Source organism: Thiomicrorhabdus heinhorstiae (assembly GCF_013391765.2).
In the GTDB taxonomy this organism is placed as follows: domain Bacteria; phylum Pseudomonadota; class Gammaproteobacteria; order Thiomicrospirales; family Thiomicrospiraceae; genus Thiomicrorhabdus; species Thiomicrorhabdus heinhorstiae.
This window is the reverse complement of sequence record NZ_JACBGI020000080.1, coordinates 1-412: the sequence shown is the minus strand read 5'-3', so window position 1 is coordinate 412 and position 412 is coordinate 1. Positions and strand designations below refer to the sequence as shown.

The following is a 412-nucleotide window of genomic DNA, read 5'->3' as shown; positions in this document are numbered from 1 at the left end:
CTTCTACCGCTACCTTGGCGGCGAATATCAATTTACTGGAGAGTCCCCAAAGGGGCGGGAGAGTCGCTGATGAAACACGCTGATTGGACGCCAGAAGGCGATTGCCTGCCGACCTTCGTTGATGACCAGGTAGTGCTGCCGATCCCGGTCTTTGCTACCCGGCAATCAGACCGGGCAGTTAGTGCTCAGATACGGGAAAAGATCGCCGCCGCAACGGCAGGTGATCGCCCTGGCAACGCAAAAGCAACAACGGCAGAACGAAACATCAAACGCTAACTACCGGGCAAGATAGGTGAAGTAGACCCACCAGCAAGCTGGCGACCCTACTTCACGTCTTGCCCATTCGCCTCCCGGCTCAAGGGGGGTCAGTTTCCGAATCGGAAACTTCCATTCAGACCCCTCTCAGCAACCC

Annotated in this window: 1 protein-coding gene; it reads left to right on the top strand. The window is 56.8% G+C overall.

The window, feature by feature from the left end:
• The first annotated feature begins 69 nt into the window (after window positions 1-69).
• Window positions 70-276, top strand: coding sequence for a hypothetical protein (locus H8792_RS12455; protein ID WP_185979509.1), 207 nt, complete (start codon window positions 70-72; stop codon window positions 274-276).
• Window positions 277-412 lie beyond the last annotated feature (136 nt).